The sequence below is a fragment of the Mesorhizobium sp. ES1-3 genome, assembly GCF_020164795.1.
Taxonomy (GTDB): domain Bacteria; phylum Pseudomonadota; class Alphaproteobacteria; order Rhizobiales; family Rhizobiaceae; genus Mesorhizobium.
In genome coordinates, this window is sequence record NZ_JAIUGW010000019.1 from 62,879 (window position 1) to 80,562 (window position 17,684).

The 17,684-nt window shown below is 59.1% G+C and carries 17 protein-coding genes; 1 reads left to right on the forward strand and 16 read right to left on the reverse strand.

Annotation, left to right across the window (positions count from 1 at the left end; translation table 11 throughout):
* Positions 1 to 7: 7 nt before the first annotated feature.
* On the forward strand, positions 8 to 994 hold the full coding sequence (locus tag LB536_RS22790; RefSeq protein ID WP_224596559.1) for an NAD-dependent epimerase/dehydratase family protein: 987 nt from the start codon (positions 8 to 10) through the stop codon (positions 992 to 994).
* Here LB536_RS22790 and LB536_RS22795 read toward each other — a convergent pair.
* The 16 genes from LB536_RS22795 to LB536_RS22870 all read right to left on the reverse strand — a co-directional run bounded on the left by LB536_RS22795 (position 933) and on the right by LB536_RS22870 (position 17,661).
* Positions 933 to 1,472, reverse strand: a complete 540-nt coding sequence (locus LB536_RS22795; protein WP_140811791.1) for a sugar transferase — start codon at positions 1,470 to 1,472, stop codon at positions 933 to 935. The genes LB536_RS22790 and LB536_RS22795 overlap by 62 nt on opposite strands.
* An 86-nt stretch (positions 1,473 to 1,558) precedes the next feature.
* Entirely contained in the window at positions 1,559 to 2,491 is a 933-nt protein-coding gene (locus LB536_RS22800) for a glycosyltransferase family 2 protein (RefSeq protein WP_224596561.1), read from the reverse strand.
* Positions 2,492 to 2,556: 65 nt separating this feature from the next.
* On the reverse strand, positions 2,557 to 4,545 hold the full coding sequence (locus LB536_RS22805) for a UDP-N-acetylglucosamine 4,6-dehydratase (RefSeq protein ID WP_224596563.1): 1,989 nt from the start codon (positions 4,543 to 4,545) through the stop codon (positions 2,557 to 2,559).
* A 380-nt stretch (positions 4,546 to 4,925) separates the two neighbouring features.
* Complete coding sequence (locus tag LB536_RS22810; protein WP_224596564.1) at positions 4,926 to 6,056, reverse strand: class I SAM-dependent methyltransferase; 1,131 nt, start codon at positions 6,054 to 6,056, stop codon at positions 4,926 to 4,928.
* Positions 6,057 to 6,301: 245 nt separating this feature from the next.
* A complete protein-coding gene (locus LB536_RS22815) occupies positions 6,302 to 6,949 on the reverse strand; it encodes a hypothetical protein (RefSeq protein WP_224596565.1) in 648 nt (215 codons plus the stop codon).
* A gap of 696 nt (positions 6,950 to 7,645) precedes the next feature.
* The gene (locus LB536_RS22820) at positions 7,646 to 8,290 is read right to left on the reverse strand and encodes a sulfotransferase (RefSeq protein WP_224596566.1); all 645 of its coding nucleotides are present in this window, start codon (positions 8,288 to 8,290) and stop codon (positions 7,646 to 7,648) included.
* A 79-nt stretch (positions 8,291 to 8,369) separates the two neighbouring features.
* The gene (locus tag LB536_RS22825; protein ID WP_224596568.1) at positions 8,370 to 9,848 is read right to left on the reverse strand and encodes a hypothetical protein; all 1,479 of its coding nucleotides are present in this window, start codon (positions 9,846 to 9,848) and stop codon (positions 8,370 to 8,372) included.
* A complete protein-coding gene (locus tag LB536_RS22830; protein WP_224596570.1) occupies positions 9,848 to 10,573 on the reverse strand; it encodes an ABC transporter ATP-binding protein in 726 nt (241 codons plus the stop codon). Before LB536_RS22830 ends, LB536_RS22825 begins: the two co-directional genes overlap by 1 nt.
* Positions 10,574 to 10,610: 37 nt before the next feature.
* Positions 10,611 to 11,363 (reverse strand): ABC transporter permease, encoded by a 753-nt coding sequence (locus LB536_RS22835; protein ID WP_224596573.1) that lies wholly within the window; start codon positions 11,361 to 11,363, stop codon positions 10,611 to 10,613.
* Positions 11,364 to 11,387: 24 nt separating this feature from the next.
* On the reverse strand, positions 11,388 to 12,296 hold the full coding sequence (gene rfbD / locus LB536_RS22840; RefSeq protein ID WP_224596575.1) for a dTDP-4-dehydrorhamnose reductase: 909 nt from the start codon (positions 12,294 to 12,296) through the stop codon (positions 11,388 to 11,390).
* On the reverse strand, positions 12,293 to 13,363 hold the full coding sequence (gene rfbB, locus LB536_RS22845) for a dTDP-glucose 4,6-dehydratase (RefSeq protein ID WP_224596624.1): 1,071 nt from the start codon (positions 13,361 to 13,363) through the stop codon (positions 12,293 to 12,295). Before rfbB ends, rfbD begins: the two co-directional genes overlap by 4 nt.
* 29 nt (positions 13,364 to 13,392) lie before the next feature.
* A complete protein-coding gene (gene rfbC, locus LB536_RS22850) occupies positions 13,393 to 13,947 on the reverse strand; it encodes a dTDP-4-dehydrorhamnose 3,5-epimerase (protein ID WP_224596577.1) in 555 nt (184 codons plus the stop codon).
* Positions 13,948 to 14,829: a glucose-1-phosphate thymidylyltransferase RfbA gene (gene rfbA / locus LB536_RS22855; RefSeq protein WP_224596580.1), complete on the reverse strand. Its 882-nt coding sequence runs from the start codon at positions 14,827 to 14,829 to the stop codon at positions 13,948 to 13,950.
* Positions 14,830 to 15,038: 209 nt separating this feature from the next.
* Positions 15,039 to 15,851 carry a class I SAM-dependent methyltransferase gene (locus LB536_RS22860; RefSeq protein WP_224596584.1) on the reverse strand — a complete coding sequence of 271 codons (813 nt, stop codon included), beginning with the start codon at positions 15,849 to 15,851 and terminating at the stop codon, positions 15,039 to 15,041.
* 98 nt (positions 15,852 to 15,949) lie between these two features.
* A complete protein-coding gene (locus LB536_RS22865) occupies positions 15,950 to 16,975 on the reverse strand; it encodes an NAD-dependent epimerase (protein ID WP_224596588.1) in 1,026 nt (341 codons plus the stop codon).
* A 95-nt stretch (positions 16,976 to 17,070) separates the two neighbouring features.
* The gene (locus LB536_RS22870; RefSeq protein WP_224596590.1) at positions 17,071 to 17,661 is read right to left on the reverse strand and encodes a biotin transporter BioY; all 591 of its coding nucleotides are present in this window, start codon (positions 17,659 to 17,661) and stop codon (positions 17,071 to 17,073) included.
* Between the last annotated feature and the right edge of the window lie 23 nt (positions 17,662 to 17,684).

The window sequence follows — 17,684 nt, forward strand, 5'->3', positions numbered from 1 at the left end:
CGAGACGATGAAAGTCCTGGTTACGGGCGCGACGGGCTTCATCGGCCGCCAAGTGGTCCATCGGCTTCGTGAGGCCGGTGTCGAGCTTCGCCTCGCCTCCCGCCAGCCGGAGAGACTAGATGCGGGGACCGGCGCCGTGCCGATGCCGGGGTTCGATGCACCGGCCGCGGCTTTCCTGGCGCTGACCACGGACGTTACGGATATCGTCCATTGCGCGGGTCTGAACAATGACCAGGGCAATGCCACCGAAGCCGATTTTCTGGCAGCCAACGCGCAATTGAGCGCACGTTTGGCGCATGCCGCAGCCACGCAGGCAAGCGGACGGTTCATCCATCTTTCCTCGGTCCGGGCCGTGATCGGCGCGCGTGCCAGCGCAACGATCAACGAAGACACGGTCCCCGAACCGCAAGACGCCTACGGGCGCTCGAAGCGCGAAGCGGAAATCGCAGTGCTGGGCGCCTATGCCTCGCATGGCCGCACAGACGCCGCCATATTGCGGCTGCCTCCAGTCTACGGGATCGGCATGAAAGGAAACCTGGTGACGCTGATGCGGCTCGCCGATACGGCTCTGCCGATGCCAACAGGCGCATTGACGGCAAACCGCTCGCTGCTGTCATCGCAATCGGCGGCACGGGCGGTGTGGCATCTGCTTTGCCATTCGCGGCCGCTTCATCAGATCTATACCGCCAGCGACGTGCCGCCGGTTTCCGTCGCTGCCATCATCGGTGCCTTTCGCCGCGGTTTCGGGAGGCCGACGCGCCTGATGACAATGCCGGCCGCACCGATGCGGGCGGCCGGCATACTGCTTGGCAAGCGGACGTTCTGGGACAGCCTGACCGCGACACAGATATGCGACCCTTCGCTGCTTGCCTCGCAAGGCTGGGCGCCGGAAACCAGCACTCTGGAGCGGCTGACCGAGATAGCGCGGCAGCTCAGCCGCGATAGAGCGTTCCAAACAGGATCCGAAGGTCGAGCCAGAACGACGCGGTCCTGAGATAGGTGGCATCGGTTTCGGCCAGAAGTTGCGGGTTCGACATGTCGATGCCCCTGATCTGGGCCAAGCCTGTCATCCCGGGCAGAGCCCGCAAAACCCCCAGCCGCCTGCGGCATTCGATCAGTTCCGTCTGGGTCGGCAGGCAGGGGCGCGGCCCAACCAGGCTCATTTCACCGCGCAGGACATTCCAGAGCTGCGGCAACTCGTCGAGCTTGAATTTCCGCAGACCTTTTCCAACCGATGTCACGGCGCTCACCGGGGTTTCATGCGAGGGCAAGGATGGCGTGCCCTGGTACATCGTCCGCAACTTGTGGCAGCGAAAGAGCGCGCCTTCGCGGCCAACCCGCGTTTGGGAAAAAATCACCGGGCCAGGTGACGATGCACGGACGGCAAGAATGGCAAGCAACAGAATGGGAGAGGTTGCCACCAGCAGCACAGCGGCACCGGCGAGATCGAAGATTTTCTTGTCTGTCTTCATGAGTGGCCGATAGGGCTCCCTGCCAGGGCTTCACGCGGTAGCACGAGGTCGCCTTCCTGACCAAGCGCGCCACGCCGTCTCGATATTCAGATACGACCCAGCACGAAGGCGAGATAGAGCCCGAGCGTCCCGGCAAAGGTCTGTCGATAGACGCCGCTTTTGCGCAGCGCGCCCAGGCGCTGGAAAAGGCTGCCTCGCCGACCTTTCGCGAACAGATCGAGGCATGCCAGCGCCTCCTTCGTAAGGAGATCGCGATTGACGGCAAGGCCGGCAAGATTGACATCGGTCCAGTCCGCGAACTGGCCCTTGAACAGGCGGCCGAGCCGCGAGATCCGCGCCTGCCACGATGCATTGGCGCCGACCAGGTTTGCCGCATGCTGGCGGTAGCGCACCAATGGCCGCGGATCGTAGCGGACGACGCCGCCGGCGGCGGTGATAACAAGATAGGCCCACCAGTCGTGGCTGACGAAACCGGTGCGGGCGGAGGCCCTGGCCAACAGATCGCGCGCGGCACGGTTGAGCAGGATGGTGTTGCCGCCGGCAATGCTCTGCACCAGCGCGTTGCGGAAGGTCGGCGGACGGCTGAACAACGGCGAATGGCCGACCAGGCTTCCGGTTTCGGTCATGGTCGCGGTTCGCGAGCAGAACATCAGCGGGACTTCCGCGTCAAATGCCTGCATCCAGTCAAGGGCGCTTTCAAGCCTGTCGGGCTCCCAGACATCGTCCTGATCGCTGAAGGCGTAACAATCCGCATCGATGCGCGGGTCGAGGATCATCGACCGGAAATTGGCGGCAAAGCCTTGCCGCGGCCCCTCCACCAGATTTATCCGACCTTTTGCCCAGCGGCGCTTCCAGGCTTCAATGACGGCAACCGTGCCGTCGACGGAGCCGTCGTCGGATACCCAGAGGTCGATCAGAGGATGGGACTGCGCGAGCAGCGACTGCAGTTGCTCGTCGATGAAGGCGGCGCCGTCCTTCGTGGCCATCAGGACCGCAATGCGCAGATCTGTCTTATCCACCGATGTCAAACGCCTTGCGCGCGAGGTTTTCCGAGCCACGAAATACAGACTTTCCTGGAATTGCTTTAGCTCGCCTGCCCGGCCGTCTTCGGGACCGCGTCCTGCTGCGCGTTCGCCCTTGTCTTCGTCGCGCGGTCGAGATCGGCCAGGATGGTGAGCGAGGCCGCCTTGTCCTGGCTCTTCATGGATTGCTGCAGCGCCGCGAGTGCTGCCTGGACATCCGACCACCGGGCGACATCGGTGCTGAGGCCAAAGATCTTGGCAATGCTGAGCTCGACCAATTCCTCGTCTTCGCCGTGCAGGGTCTCGTGGAGTTTTTCGCCCGGCCGGATGCCCGTGAAGCGGATTGGGATGTCCGTATAGGGGCTTTTTCCCGCCATGCGGATCATCGTTTCGGCGACCTCGACGATCGGCACGGGCTTGCCCATGTCGAGCATGTAGACGGCATAGTCCTGGTCGGCCGGCCGCGACGCGGCATCGGCCGCCGACATGATGACGAGGTCGACGGCCTCGGCGACAGTCATGAAATAGCGCGTCATGCGCCGGTCGGTTATGGTGACCGGCCCGCCGGCCTCGATCTGGGCCTGGAATATGGTCGCCACCGAGCCATTGCTGCCGAAGACATTGCCGAAGCGCACCGCGATGAACTTGGTGGCGGCTCGGCGGCCGCCCGGTTCGCCGGCTGGCGTTCCGTGCAAGGCGCTGACGATCTGTTCGGCGGCCCGCTTGGTCATGCCGAGCACGGACGTCGGATCGACGGCCTTGTCGCTCGAGACCATGACGAATTGCGCCACGCCGCACCTGGCGGCGACCTCGGCGCAGACAAGCGTGCCGAAGACATTGGTCTGGATGGCCGATTCCCAGTTCTCCTCCAGCAACGGAACATGCTTCAACGCCGCGGCATGGAAGAGGATGTCGGGTTTGAACTCGGTGACGACGCGCGTCATCTGGCGCCTGTCAGCGACATCGACGATGCGGACCTTGAGGCGGTCATGGTCCTTCTCGTCGACATACTGGCTCAGCTGGAAGATGCCGAATTCGGAATTGTCGGCTACCAGCACCGCCTCGGCCCCAAGCTCCAACGACCGCTTGACCAGCGTTCGCCCGATGGAGCCGGCGCCTCCCGTGACCAGGACGCGCTTGCCGCCGACGAAGGCGCCGATGCGCTCGATGTCGGACGGCACCGTCGGGCGGCGCAGGATCGTTTCCATCTCGACGGCATCGAGAACGAGCTTGCCCTCCTGGCCGACCTGCGAAAGCCCCGCGAACTGCACGACCCCGATGTCGCCGTGGCGCGCGACGCGGACCAGCTCGGAATATTCCTCGATCTCATGCTCGGCGCCGCTGCCGAAGATCAGCAGGTCGAGGCTCTTGCTGCCGGTCGCATAGTCCTCCAGGACATCGATTAGGCGCGGCCGGGTCGCCACCACGGGAACCCCTTGGATGCGCGTGCCGAGCGGCGCGCCGCGCTCGGTCGCCATGATGCCGGCGATGGAATGGTCGGCGGGCTGCGCCGTGCGCGTGAAACGAATGATCAGGTCGGCCTCGCCGAGCCGCCCGACGAACAGGGCCTGCTTGGTTCGTGTCTTGTCGGCCTTGCCGTTCAAAATACCCCAGCTCGCGCCGTCGCGTAGGAAGCGGTAGAACAGCCGGGGCGCCGAGATGATGGTGAAGGAGACGAGCAGGAAGACGATGAACTGGCGCTCGTTGAGGCCCGCGACCGGCTGGAAGGAACGCACGACCAGCGAAACGGCGTAGAGCACGAATGTCAGGATCGCGCAGCTCTTCAGGATGTTGAAGAAATCGGGCGTCGAGGCGAAGCGCCAGACCGTGGTGTAGAGGCCGCAATATCTGAACAGAAGATGGCTGATGAGCACGATGCTTGCCCAGGTGAGAAGCCCCTCCGTGGAGAGCGCCCCGAATGAAAGATCCGATCGCGACAGGACAAGGCTGAGCGCGACCGCGACCAGGACCATGGCCACGTCCTGGACCATGATGAAGGCGCGCCGCATCCCGGGCCTGAGTCCGAACACAGCTTCCAGGGAAGTATTCATTAGGCAGTACTAAACTCCGGGCTGTCGGCGAAACCACCAGCAAAGTGTGAACATGAGAATCATTCGTACACTTCCAAGTAGCATCTCCGGCCCCCGCCTGCTGTATCGCATACTGCGGGGGACGAGGCATAGCCAGATGTTTTTTGGGTTCCAGCAACTTGTACAGACGTTGGGCTCCGACCAAGCTTATCCCAGCCACGTGCAACCCGGCGGCTTAGGACTCAAGTTAATAGGCAACCCCGAACGGCGATTGCCGAAATTAGGAAACCTGACAGGGCAGAAAAGCAACTGAATACCAACCCGTGGACCAGCCTCTCCAAATACCATAGCGAGGTCCGGATCTGGTTGCAGGTATGCTTTCAAGGAACCGGATGCTGCCGTTAGACTAGCCCAACGAGCGACATTATCTTTCGGTGGATACGGAGAGCCAATCGCTTCGCCAGATCAACGGTGGACTCGATCGGAGGCTCAACTGGCACAAATACCTCGACTGGAACTTCAACTCGCACCTCCACCGGAACTTCAACCCTCACCTCTACAGGGACTTCAACAATCATTCGCTCCGGCTCTGGTATGGGCGGTATCTCGCGGTAACTCGGGCCTACCTCACTGTCGAACTCGGCGTGGTGCTTAAGTGCCAGCCTTATTCTTTCTGCGTCGAACTTCTCGCGTGGGATTGTTCCTGGTTCCTCGGCGTGCCTCATCTGGACGATGAATTCAGAGCCATGGTTCTCTTCCAGCCACGCGATATTGAGATCAAGAAAGCCGATCTGATTCAGTTGCAAAATCGCAAGCTCGAACGACGCCGGCGTAAAAAACCAAGTGTGTGCGTCTATATAGGGATGAGCTTTCCCAACTCGCCTGACATCGCTCTTGTAGCCTTTTAGCGCGCTCCCGAAGGAGTGGGCAAAACCAATGGGTAAATGGTTACCACGAACCCATGCTGTTTTGCCGTCCCGAGTCGTCGCCCAGGCACGGGCTTCGAACAGCGCCTCAGGAGTGTGCCTGACACGGCGCTCTCTATAGGCGGTAAGGATCTCCCGGACGCTAGTCGGCGACTTCAACAGGTCAAAGCACTTTCGCATATCGGGAACAGCAAGCGACACGATCCCGTCCGGCTTCAGAACGCGCGAACACTGCTGCAGGAAGCGAAGAATGTCGGGAGTGTGCTCGATTACGTGGCTGGCGATGAAGAAGTCATAGCCGTCGGGATTCCGTTGTAGCGTCACTTTGTCCAGTGGCTGGCCATGCCATACGATATCGACATCCTCGATTACGTTGACCTTGCTGCGAATACCCCTGTCCGAGTGCTTTCGTGCAATCTTGCGAAGCGTCTCACCGTCCTGGTAGTCAATAACAGTCGTGTTCCAGCCATCCGCCTTTGGGGCAACCGGATTGAAGAATGGGCCAATTTCGACGCCGACCATTGTGTCTTTGTCGAGGTTCCTTCTAAGCTGGTCTAGGCGATTCACTAAAAACTCCCGTCGCATGCGGGCAATTTCGAGCGGCACCAGGTAACTTTGTGCGTGGCATAACCACCCCAAACGGCAATCGACAGCCGCATGGAACTCCGGAAGTAGCCCTTCAAGTTAAGTGGTCGCTTCCTGTCGAAACTGATCCCGTTATATTAGCTAGATCTTATTTTGCCGGTGGGGTAGCCTATGCATTATCGTTCGAGCCGGCAATCAACATTGCAAGGCAAAGCGGCCTACAAAGCTAACATGAAAGTGTGATGGCCCAAGGGCAACAGCGTCGCTCAAGCGAGCGCCCGGTAGGCACGCCCCGAGGCAAACCTGCGGACCAAATCGAGCTGGCATCCGGATGGCTGGTCAAGCCCGACAAAATCCGCAATTCCGGAAAGAAGTGATTCCGGGTCCAATGCCGCACGCTCGTAGCTGACGAAAAGAGTTGGCCATCTCAACTTCTGCAACAACTCCCAATACCGCCCAAACCTGAGCAGAGCCATCTCGTAGGCCTGCTCAATTGAGCATTGCATTTGCTTAACTTCGGACTGCGCTATCGCCGCCATGTCACGATTGACAAACAATACAAACGGATTCCTCAGCTCATTCGCGACTTCCGCAAGATACATGTCCGCCGAAGGGTCCTTCCAACCCCATATGGTTTTTTCGATATTTCTTTTCCGAATTATATTTACGACCCTTTCTATATTTACTTCTACAGTTTCGTCGATCAGGATGCCATCCGAATTTCTATTTTGTGCTGCAAAAACAATTTCCATATCCTCGTGATTGATAGAATCGTGAGGAGATCCCATATCGACGCCTAAGATACTGGCCGCACCAGCAACAAGGCTAGTACCGCCGCGCCCGCATCCGATCACAATCAAAGTTAGCTGATCCGAGCATTCAGGCAAATTGGCTGCCCTATGTATACTGATCATCCCCGTCCACTATCCCCGGCGTTCCCTTTGCGACATTGCAAGTACAGAGTTCAGCAATTTTTTAGAATATTTCCGGCGCCTTGGTCCTGGATGGCGTCACCCTTTCGAGCGCTGCTGCCCCAACACTTCGTGAGGCGACATTATTAGAGAACGGACGTTCTGGCTCGCATTGCAGTCGGAACGGAACAGAAAGCGCAGGAACGCCGCCTGCGAGATACAAAGGGGCTGATAGTGCGATCAGCGACTGGGATAGTCGACCAGCATGCACAGATATTCGGCCGCCCATCAGCCTTTCACCGCTAAGCTCAAATCAACCGTCGGCCAACTAGAATCCGAGAGCCAAGAAATTTTGGAAATTCGACTGTGTCATCATATAAGATCTCGCGCAAGTGAGCCACATCTTCCGCTCGGAGGTTGTTTTCCCGTTTTATCCAAGGCGATCCCTTCGCGGGGACAAACGAGGGAACGGCTTGATAGCGAGAAACCGAGCGACAGAGTCCAATGTTTCCTGATGAGCCCCCGCGACCTTGCCGAATGGCTTAGGTGAAAAAGGTAAATGCTCCGGCTCAGACCAATTCTGAGCCCCGTCATGCCGACTATAAAGCCAAACAAAGATTGATTCGCCCAAGCTCAGCAGTTGATCGGCATGATCAGCAGAACAGAACGAGAGGACAACTAATTTAGATGCACCAAACGCTATAGCGTTCGGTACTCTCGATCTTCGGCGAATCTTCTGGCCACTCCCCGCTGCTCTTCCGTCGGCGGCGTAAGCCCCACAAAATCGGCAATCTCGCAAAGCAATGCTTCAGGGTCCAAAACGGCCCGCTCATAGCTCACCAGGAGGGTGGGCCACTGGAGTCGCTGCAGCAGTCCCCAATACCTACCGAACCGCTGAAGCGCCATGTCATAGGCCTGCTCAATCGAACCCTGCATCTGATTGACTTCGGACTGCGCGATTGCGGCCATATCGCGGTTAACAAATAGCACCAAGGGGTCTCTTAAAACGTCCGAAACCGCATCCAGATACATATCGGCAGAGGGATCTTTCCAGCCCCAGAGGTCATTGGCCCGGTTTCGGGCTTGAATTAAGCTCCTCAGCTTTTCCAAATGAACTTCTGCGGACAACCCGATCGGATTGCCGTCAAGATCCCGACCTTGAGCTAAGTTAACAAGCTCCACATCCTCATGGTTGGTGGAACCATGTGGTGCTCCCATCGGCACACCAAGAATGGCGGCGACGCCCGCAACAAGGCTTGTTCCGCCCCGACCACATCCCACCACTATCAGAGTACGTTGAACTCCTGGTGAGGCAAACTTGATCGCTGTATGTGTTGTTGTCATCGTCTCGATTCTTGCTCGGTATCTCGGTTGCGGAACTCGATTGTTGGCTGGAGCACAGGGGCCAGTGGAATCCAAGAACCTACGGCGCCGTCCGATTACTACTTGATCCCGCAGTTGATTTTGCTTGCAAACGCCGCTTGAAGAAATTCAGATGTTTTGAAGTGAGGGAATGATCCCAATCGCGCGGATACTTCATAGCCTTCGCAAATTTGTATCGGTCGTCCAAGTTCATACTCTTCGCTTTCGCTAGTTCCAGCGCTGCAACGAGCTCATTTAACCCCGGTTGAGCCGGTATGATGTTTTCGCTAAGTCCCTTCAAATATTCATCGGTTTTTGTTTTGAACGTGTTTGTAACAACCACGCAGCCAGACCCGGCCAAATCCATCGGAATCATACTTGGGTGCGGAGACGCCATCAACGTCAGACAGATATCGAAGCTGGAAACCTCTTCGATATACCTGCTGAGATCCATCCTCGGCAGCGAAACCGATCGAGCCCCCGGGAGTAGTTCGACAACTCCTTCACCAAGCCCCATCCCGACGCATTCCCATTCAGCGGGGTCGAATATTCCCCGCTTGAATGCAGTGGCAAGAGCCAGCGCCGTGAGTTCGAACATGTTCCGATCCACGACAGGACGTGAATAGAAGACGATCTTCTTCTTCTTTTTTTCGCGGTTACGCGCGATGAAGGTATTTTTGGGCAGCAGATTCGACGAGCACGCGTTGTTGAAGAATGTATAGGACAATCCGCGAGATTTTATTCCCCCAACATCGTTTGCAACAAAGAAATCCATCAAGCTCTCGCTGGAGAAAATCGCACTATAATTCATCGAATATGTTCGGTCGGCAATCGCATGTAAGCTGTTTGCCGGGTAAAATAACGCCTCATAATCCTGTATAAGGTATATGAATTTCTCATTTCTGGTCACTGACTGAATTTTGTCAGCAAGATAAGCCGAATACCACACGGTAGCGACAGCATAGTCATACTTTGAAACGCTAAGCGGCGCTCTCCTCTCCCCAATATACTCCACTTCTAGCTCGTCAAATATTCTCTCCATCCCTGGATACTTTAGAATTTTCTCTCTAAACTCCGATAGATTGAAATAAAAATTGTCGAACATCACCAAGCGAACATTAATGCCGGTTTTCCGCAGGAAAAGCGCCATCTGGAATACACCAAAAAAGCCGGCCGAGATCGACTTGAAGTCAAAAGCCGGCACGAGAACGTTAATCGTCTGCGGCCGATCCCCATCAATCTCGACTTCGGGCAGATCATAGACGCGATTTAATCGCAGATTAAGGAAATCGCGGTCGTAGACATGGTTCGGCGGAGCCACTGCTGGAACGAGGGGCAGCTGCGCGAGGTAGGATGACTGCAGATCAGCAAGCAAGCCAAGACGATAGGCCGTGGACATGCACATGTAGGCAAACCGGCCCTTATAGCTCTGCAACTTAACATTCGGGTCAAAGATCTTGTGATAAGACTGCTTTAACTCCTGATGCCCGAATAGACGAGCCCCAGTACCAGCGAGCGTTGCAGTAAGCTGACGACGCATTAGCTGAAAACCTCTTCTCTAACGATTCGACCTTTTTCAAGATAGATAGCCGAGTGACACATTGATCGTATCAAGGCATCGGAGTGAGACGCCAGAACAACTATTGCAGCGTTGTTGAGCCAATGATCCATTCGATCTCGCGCTTTCTTCTGGAACGATTCGTCGCCGGTTCCCAAGCCTTCATCCAATAGAACGATGTCCGTGGGATAGGCTGTAACGACCGAGAACGACAACCGTGTCTGCATGCCCGTGGAATATGTGCGCACGGGAAGGTCGATGAAATCGCCTAGCTCCGAGAAGTCGATAATCGAATCAATCTGCCGCTCAACTTCTCTCAGCGAAATCCCGGCCATAAGGCTTTGAAGTCGGATAAACTCTCGACCTGTAAGTTCGGGGGATAACCCCATCGAGGGCTTTATCAGAACAGCGGTATCTCCTCTTACGGCCGCTGTGCCGCTCGTAGGCTTCAAAATGCCTGCCAATACCCTCAATAATGTTGTTTTACCTGCGCCGTTGTGGCCAGACAATCCCAATCGCGTGCCAGCCTGAAGATCAAGCGATACGCCATCGAGCGCCGCGACCTCAAAGCGACCAAAGTCATCGGCTAGCAAGCGCCCACCAGTGGTGAACCTGAGGGCGGCCTGCTTGAGCGAACGATTGGCCGGAGCGGACCAAATCGGGATTCGGACGACAACGTCCGTCAGTTGAATCGATGGCGACGACATAGGATTCCGATGCTATTTGGCAGGATGGATCAAGAACTCAAAGCCAATAAGGAATTCGGCGTTCGGTCCTCCGATAGAGCAAGTAGGCAGCAACCGCGCCGAAAGCAGCAATCGCTGCCGAAACCGCCACACTCGTATAGTCGGTACCGCCATTCAGAATAGGCGTTCGCGCCGCATCGATCATGTAGGCGATGGGATTGAGAACTAAAAACGGAGAATTCGAAGGGAGGATTTTCGCCGTCCACAGAATGGGCGAGAGCATAAACAGAAGCTGCATCGCTGAGGTGGTGATCAATGGGACATCCCTGAACCTTACGGAAATTATTGCCACGATAAACGCTGCCCATGTGGCATGGATTGCCAACAGCGAGACCCCGACAGCAAACATCGGGAAATTCAAACCTATATTTGGATACGCTATTATCATAGTTACAAAAACTACAATAATGTTGTGAAGTAATATAATAAAATTCTTTGTTACGCTCCTTAAGACGCAAGAAGCAGGTGAAATCTTCGTATTGAGGATGAGGTCGTGGGAGTTAATTATAGTCTCAGCGCCCTCCACCACACTCGCTGAGAAGAATTGCCAGAGGACTATGCTGACAGCCAGATGATGCAGGAACTCTTTGATGGGCTGATTGAGCAGGACAGCGTACAAAAATCCCACTGACGCAGCGAATATCGCCGTATTCAATGTGATCCACAGAGGGCCGAAGGTCGAGTTCCGATATCGAAGCCGTATGTCAAACTGCGCGAGCCTAAGCCACAGCATTGATCCGTCAGCGTTCATTTGCGATTCCTTCAGGGTAGCGCTTCAGCGTCCGGCGACGTTCGGTTGGAGTTGCTTGCCCATCACAACCCGGCGCACCACCTCCTCCGCCGACTTCCGCCAGTCCGGCGCCGTCCATGCGAACACGCCCGCGAATTTCGCGCTCGATAGCCGGGAGTTGGCGGGGCGGCGCGCCTTGGTTGGGTAATCCATCGTTGTGATATCCCGTACCCGCGCCCAGGGGCCACCAGACTTCAGGCTTGTGTCGAGGATATGACGGGCAAAGCCGCTCCAGTTGGTCTCGCCCGTGCCGGCCAGGTGATAGGTGCCGAACGCGGCGAAGTCCTTGTCGGCGTGCAGCATGGCGGCCGTATGCAGGATCGCGTCGGCGATATCGAGCGCCGATGTGGGATTTCCCCATTGATCGGCCACCACCGAAATCTCGTCGCGGTCGGCGGCGAGCCTCAGCATGGTCTTCACGAAATTTTTTCCGAACGGGCTGTAGACCCAGGCTGTGCGCAGGATCAGGTGGCGCGGGTTGGCGACTGCTACCGCCTGCTCGCCGGCGAGCTTGGAGGCGCCGTAGACACCGAGCGGCGCCGTCGGGTCGGTTTCGACATAGGCGCCGGCCCTGGTTCCGTCGAAGACATAGTCGGTCGAAAGATGGATGACGGGAACGCCGAGCCGCGCGGCGGCCTCGGCCACCTTGCCGGCACCGGTCGCGTTTACCGCAAAGGCCAGATCGGGCTCGTCCTCGGCCTGATCGACGGCGGTGTAGGCGGCGGCCGACACGACGATATCGGGCTTCGCCGCCGCGATGGCGTCGATGACGGTGTCGGGTCTTGCCAAATCGAGCTCCGGGCGACCGAGGGCGACGACCTCCGTGCCCGCGCGGCCGGCCTCCAGCAGGCTCGCCGCGACCTGGCCGTCGCGTCCGGTGACGAGGAGCCTCACGCGCCCACCTTGCGTGCTTCGCCCAGCCTTTCGCCGGCATAACGCTGTTCGCGGATCGGCCCCCACCACCATTTGTTGTCGAGGAACCAGTCCACCGTCCTGGCAAGGCCGCTGTCGAAATTCTCCCTCGGCGTCCAGCCGAGCTCGCGGCTTATCTTGGTGGCATCGATGGCATAGCGGCGGTCGTGGCCGGGACGGTCGGTGACGAAGGAGATCAGCTCGCGATAGCGCCTGCCGCCGGCGCGCGGACGCCTGGTGTCGAGCAGGTCGCAGATCGTCTCGACGACGGCGAGGTTGGTGCGTTCCGAATTGCCGCCGACATTGTAGCTCTCGCCCGGATGGCCTTTCATGGCGACCAGTTCCAGGGCACGCGCGTGATCCTCGACGAACAGCCAGTCGCGCACATTGGCGCCGGCGCCATAGACAGGCAGCGGCTTTTCGTCGAGCGCGTTGAGAATGACGAGCGGGATCAGCTTCTCGGGGAAATGATAGGGGCCGTAGTTGTTGGAACAGTTGGAGAGCACGACCGGCAGGCCGTAGGTCTCGTGCCAGGCGCGCACCAGATGGTCCGAGGCCGCCTTCGAGGCGGAATAGGGCGAGGACGGCGCGTAGGGCGTCTCCTCGACGAACATGCCGCCATCGAAAGGCAGGTCGCCGAACACCTCGTCGGTCGAGACGTGATGGAAGCGGAAGCGGCCCTTTTTGTCGCCTGACAGGCCGCGCCAGTATTCGAGCGCGGCATTGAGCATCTTGTAGGTGCCGACGATGTTGGTCTCGATGAAGGCGCCCGGGCCGTCGATCGAGCGGTCGACATGGCTCTCGGCGGCGAGGTTCATGACGATGTCGATATCGTCGCGGCGCAGGAGATCGAGCACCGCCCTCTCGTCGCAGATATCGGCCTGGGCGAAGCTGTAATTGTGGACATTCTCGATCGGCCGCAGCGAGGCCAGGTTGCCCGCATAGGTCAGCTTGTCGAGATTGGTCACCCGGTAGGCCGGGTTGGCGCACAGATGCCGGCATACCGCCGAACCGATGAAGCCGGCACCGCCCGTCACCAGAAAATTCATCGCGCCGTCCTTATGCACCACACGCTCCATCAGGCGAACACCTCGGCCGCCGCCAGCAGCGGCGCCTTGAGGTCCTTGTCGGAAAGCTGGAACCCGCCGGCCAGCGACGGCCATTCGATGCCGATGGCGGGATCGTCGAAACGGATCGAGCGGTCATGCTCGGGCGAATAGGTGTCGGTCACCTTGTACAGCACCTCGGTGTCGGGCACGAGCGTGACGAAGCCGTGCGCGAAACCCTTTGGCACCAGGATCTGATTGCCCTTTTCGGCCGACACTTCCAGCGCGACCCATTTTCCGAAGGTTTTCGAGGCGCGGCGGATATCGACCGCGATGTCGAAGATGCTGCCACGGATGACGCGCAGCAGCTTGTCCTGGGCGCGCGGCGCAAGCTGGTAGTGAAGCCCGCGCAGGACGCCCGGGGCGGCGGAATAGGAGTGGTTGTCCTGCACGAAAGTCAGGTCGATGCCGGCCTGCGAAAAGCGCTCGGCATTGTAGGTCTCCATGAAGAAACCGCGTGCGTCGCCATGGCGTTTGGGAACGATTTCGAGCACCCCGTCGATGCCCAGGGATCTCACCTCCAGCATCTAGCCCTCCGAAAGATCGGCGACACGCCTGCGCAGATAGGCGGCGTATTCGTTCTTTCCCAGGCGGGTCGCGCGCTCCAGCACCATGTCCGCCGTCAGCCAACCCTGTTCGAAGGCGATCTCCTCCGGGCAGGCGACCTTGATGCCCTGGCGATGCTCGATCGTGCGCACGAAGGAAGAGGCTTCGTGCAGGCTGTCATGGGTGCCGGTGTCGAGCCAGGCATAGCCGCGGCCCAGCCGGTGAACATGGAGCTGGCCGCGCTCGAGATAGACATTGTTGACCGCCGTGATCTCGATCTCGCCACGCGCCGAAGGACGAATGGTCGGGGCGATGTCGACGACGTCGTTGTCGTAGAAATAGAGACCGGTGACGGCCCAGTTGGACTTCGGCTTCTGCGGCTTTTCCTCGATCGTCAGCGCGGTTCCGGTCGCCTTGTCGAAAGACACCACGCCATAGCGTTCGGGGTCCTCGACATGGTAGGCGAACACCGAAGCCCCCCTCTGGCGCGATGCCGCGGCACGGCAAAGCTGCGACAGCCCGTCGCCAAAATAGATGTTGTCGCCCAGGATCATCGACACGCAGTCCTTGCCGATGAAATCGCGGCCGATGATGAAGGCTTCCGCGAGGCCATTGGGCTGCGGCTGCTCGGCATAAGACAGTGCCAGCCCGAAGTCCGATCCGTCGCCGAGTAAAGCACGGAAAGCCGGCAGATCACGAGGCGTCGAAATGATCAGAATCTCTCGTATTCCCGCGAGCATCAACACGCTCAGCGGATAATAGATCATCGGCTTGTCGTAAATGGGAAGAATTTGCTTAGAGACTGCTAATGTTAGTGGATAAAGACGTGTTCCACTGCCTCCAGCAAGGATAATTCCTTTCAAGAAGCTCTCCTCGACATGCCAAAGCCCCCCGGCCCTGAGTGCCTGTGCTTAGGTTTCATGCATTGGCTTGTCAATGCGGCACACGACAAACGTGTCGGCCATGTTGAATACCGTCCATCGACGGGCGCCTCCCGCTTCGGCCGGACCCGCCTGATCCCAATCTTGGCAAGGCCGAGGCCCCGATCACCGTAGGGCAGACGTTCCAGCATTCAGGCCACAGCCATGATTACATGTGCCTGGATTTTGGCGGCAACTTCGCCACTGCCATGTCTGTCGGCGATGGCGGATGCCGCGTAATCGGTTGCGGCGTCCAGTTTTCCAGCGTCCCTGGCCTCGATTTCGCTGCGAAGGACGGTGCCCTGACAATAAGCGACGGCCGGAAGGCGCGGCGAGGATGCGCGGCTTTGTTCGGCTGTCGTCTCGATCGCAACGTCGGAGAAACCCGCATCCTCCAGGTCGCGACGGATCAGCGCCTTATCGTGGTAGCCGTGCGGCGTGCGTGCCAGGAAGCGCGGCGGATCGTCGGGAAAAATCCGCGCCAGCGCATTGGTCACGTCATCGGCGAACACATTCTCCTCGATGCGATCCCATACGTTGAACAAGAACCGTCCTCCCGGCTTCAAGACCCGCCTGGCTTCGCGGTAGGCGGAGGTGCGGTTTGGAAAGAACATCGCACCGAACTGGCAACAGACGAGATCGAAGACCGCATCCTCGAACGGCAGCGCCATCGCATCCGCCTGGCGCCATTCGATGCGGCTGTCGGGTGTCTGTCGCGAGGCGGCATAGTCGAGCATCGGCTGGTTCAGGTCGGTGACGACATAGCTTGCGCCAGGGGCCAATCTTGGCGCCAACGCGCGGGTGACGACCCCGGTGCCCGCGGCGATTTCCAGGACCGCGCCCGGCGACAGAGCCGCGGCTCGTTGCGCGATATCGACGGCGAACGGCTCGAAAATCAAAGGCACCATGTAGCGGTCGTAGTTTTCCGGAATCGAGCCCGCGAACAGCTTGTCCGTTTCCAACATGGCAATCCCCACCGTCTGATGACTTGGGAGACTAGCACATTTTTTAGTTCCTGGTCCTTTTCGACCAGGAGCCGGCCTCTACGCGGCCAAGAGCGCGTTCAACGCCGCCCAAAATAATCCTGGTACCACTCGACGAACCGCCCTACCCCCTCGGTGACCGAGGTGCGGGGGCGGTAGCCGACCGCCGCATGCAGCGCCGAAGTGTCGGCGAAGGTGTCGGGCACGTCGCCGGCCTGCAGCGGCAAGAGTTCGACCACGGCCTTGCGGCCAAGCGCGTTTTCCAGCGCCTCGACATAGGCGGTCAGCTTCACCGGGTTGTTGTTGCCGATGTTGAAGATGCGCCAGGGCGCACTGCTGGTCGCCGGATCCGGATGGCCGGAATCCCAGGCCGGGTTGGCCGCGGCAGGGCTGTCGCTGGCACGGATCACGCCCTCGGCTATGTCCTCGACATAGGTGAAGTCGCGCGTGTGGTTGCCGTTGTTGAACAGCTTGATCGGCTCGCCGGCCAGGATGCTCCTGGTGAACAGGAACAGAGCCATGTCAGGTCGCCCCCAGGGACCGTACACGGTGAAGAAACGCAGCCCCGTGGTCGGCAGGCCGAATAGATGGCTGTAGCTGTGCGCCATCAGTTCGTTGGCGCGCTTGGTGGCGGCGTAGAACTGCAAGGGATGGTCGGCCGGGCGATGCTCGGAAAACGGCATGTCGGTGTTGGCGCCATAGACACTGGAGGTGCTGGCATAGGTCAGGTGCCCGACGCGGCTGCCACGGCAGGCCTCGAGCATGTTGGTGAAAGCAACGATGTTGCTCTCGACATAAGCGCGCGGATTTTCCAGGCTGTAGCGGACGCCTGCCTGGGCGGCGAGATGGATCACCCGGTCGAAGGCGTGGTCGGCAAAGCAGCCATCGACCACGCCACGGTCGGCAAGATTGCCATGGATGAAATGATAGCCGGCATTGGTGCCGCGGCTCGCCTCGGCCAGCAGCCGCAGCCGCGCCTGCTTGATGTCGGGGTCGTAGTAGTCGTTGATGCTGTCGATGCCGACAACCTCGTCACCACGCTCCAGGAGCCGCCTGGCGACATGATAGCCTATGAAGCCGGCGGCGCCGGTGACCAGAACCTTCATCAGAAACGCCCGTCCGTGACATGCCTGGGGAACAGGCCCGAGCTCATCGCAGGCCAAGCCCCGGCCCGGAGTGATCCGGGCCGGATGCTCTCAAATCAGGAGCGCTTCAGCAACGACCAGACGGCCGGCACGAGGCTGGCCGCGAGAGCGACCTTGATCAGGTCGCCGACGATGAACGGCACGACGCCGAACTGCCAGGATTTTTCCGGGCCGATGAGCAGCGCCAGCCAGGCAAAACCCATCGCCATCATCACCACTTCGGCAACCAGCATGGCGTTGAAAAGCTTGATCGGATGACGGTCCCAGCCGCGGTCGGCGGCCCAGCCGACAATCGCCGCCATTACCACGAAGCCGGCGAGATAGCCGCCGGTCGAGCCCAGCATGTAGGCGATGCCGATGCCTTTTTCCGGCGTGCCCTGGAAGACCGGGAAGCCCATCGCGCCTTCCGCCATGTAGAGCAGCAGGGTGGCGACGCCGAGCCGCATGCCGAAGGCGGCGGCGATCAGAAAGACGGCGAGCGTCTGCATCGAGATATCGACAGGCCCGAGCACCACCTTGGTCTTGGCCGAAAGGGTCAACAGCAGTGTGCCGGCGATCGCCAGCAAAAACTGCGTCGCCAGTCGCGCAGCACCTTCCTGCGGCAAGGCCAGAAAAACAAGCGGGCGCGTCGTCGTTGCGGTTGTCATGGTCTTCCCCAATTCAATCTTGC

What these genes read in the sequence shown, in the direction of transcription:
- rfbB (WP_224596624.1), bottom strand. Translation starts at nt 13,363, where the DNA reads ATGAATTTTCTGGTGACGGGCGGTGCCGGCTTCATCGGTTCGGCGGTA.
- rfbC (WP_224596577.1), bottom strand. Translation starts at nt 13,947, where the DNA reads ATGCTGGAGGTGAGATCCCTGGGCATCGACGGGGTGCTCGAAATCGTT.
- LB536_RS22870 (WP_224596590.1), bottom strand. Translation starts at nt 17,661, where the DNA reads ATGACAACCGCAACGACGACGCGCCCGCTTGTTTTTCTGGCCTTGCCG.
- LB536_RS22805 (WP_224596563.1), bottom strand. Translation starts at nt 4,545, where the DNA reads ATGAATACTTCCCTGGAAGCTGTGTTCGGACTCAGGCCCGGGATGCGG.
- LB536_RS22820 (WP_224596566.1), bottom strand. Translation starts at nt 8,290, where the DNA reads ATGACAACAACACATACAGCGATCAAGTTTGCCTCACCAGGAGTTCAA.
- LB536_RS22790 (WP_224596559.1), top strand. Translation starts at nt 8, where the DNA reads ATGAAAGTCCTGGTTACGGGCGCGACGGGCTTCATCGGCCGCCAAGTG.
- LB536_RS22825 (WP_224596568.1), bottom strand. Translation starts at nt 9,848, where the DNA reads ATGCGTCGTCAGCTTACTGCAACGCTCGCTGGTACTGGGGCTCGTCTA.
- LB536_RS22815 (WP_224596565.1), bottom strand. Translation starts at nt 6,949, where the DNA reads ATGATCAGTATACATAGGGCAGCCAATTTGCCTGAATGCTCGGATCAG.
- LB536_RS22830 (WP_224596570.1), bottom strand. Translation starts at nt 10,573, where the DNA reads ATGTCGTCGCCATCGATTCAACTGACGGACGTTGTCGTCCGAATCCCG.
- LB536_RS22860 (WP_224596584.1), bottom strand. Translation starts at nt 15,851, where the DNA reads ATGTTGGAAACGGACAAGCTGTTCGCGGGCTCGATTCCGGAAAACTAC.
- LB536_RS22865 (WP_224596588.1), bottom strand. Translation starts at nt 16,975, where the DNA reads ATGAAGGTTCTGGTCACCGGCGCCGCCGGCTTCATAGGCTATCATGTC.
- LB536_RS22795 (WP_140811791.1), bottom strand. Translation starts at nt 1,472, where the DNA reads ATGAAGACAGACAAGAAAATCTTCGATCTCGCCGGTGCCGCTGTGCTG.
- LB536_RS22835 (WP_224596573.1), bottom strand. Translation starts at nt 11,363, where the DNA reads ATGAACGCTGACGGATCAATGCTGTGGCTTAGGCTCGCGCAGTTTGAC.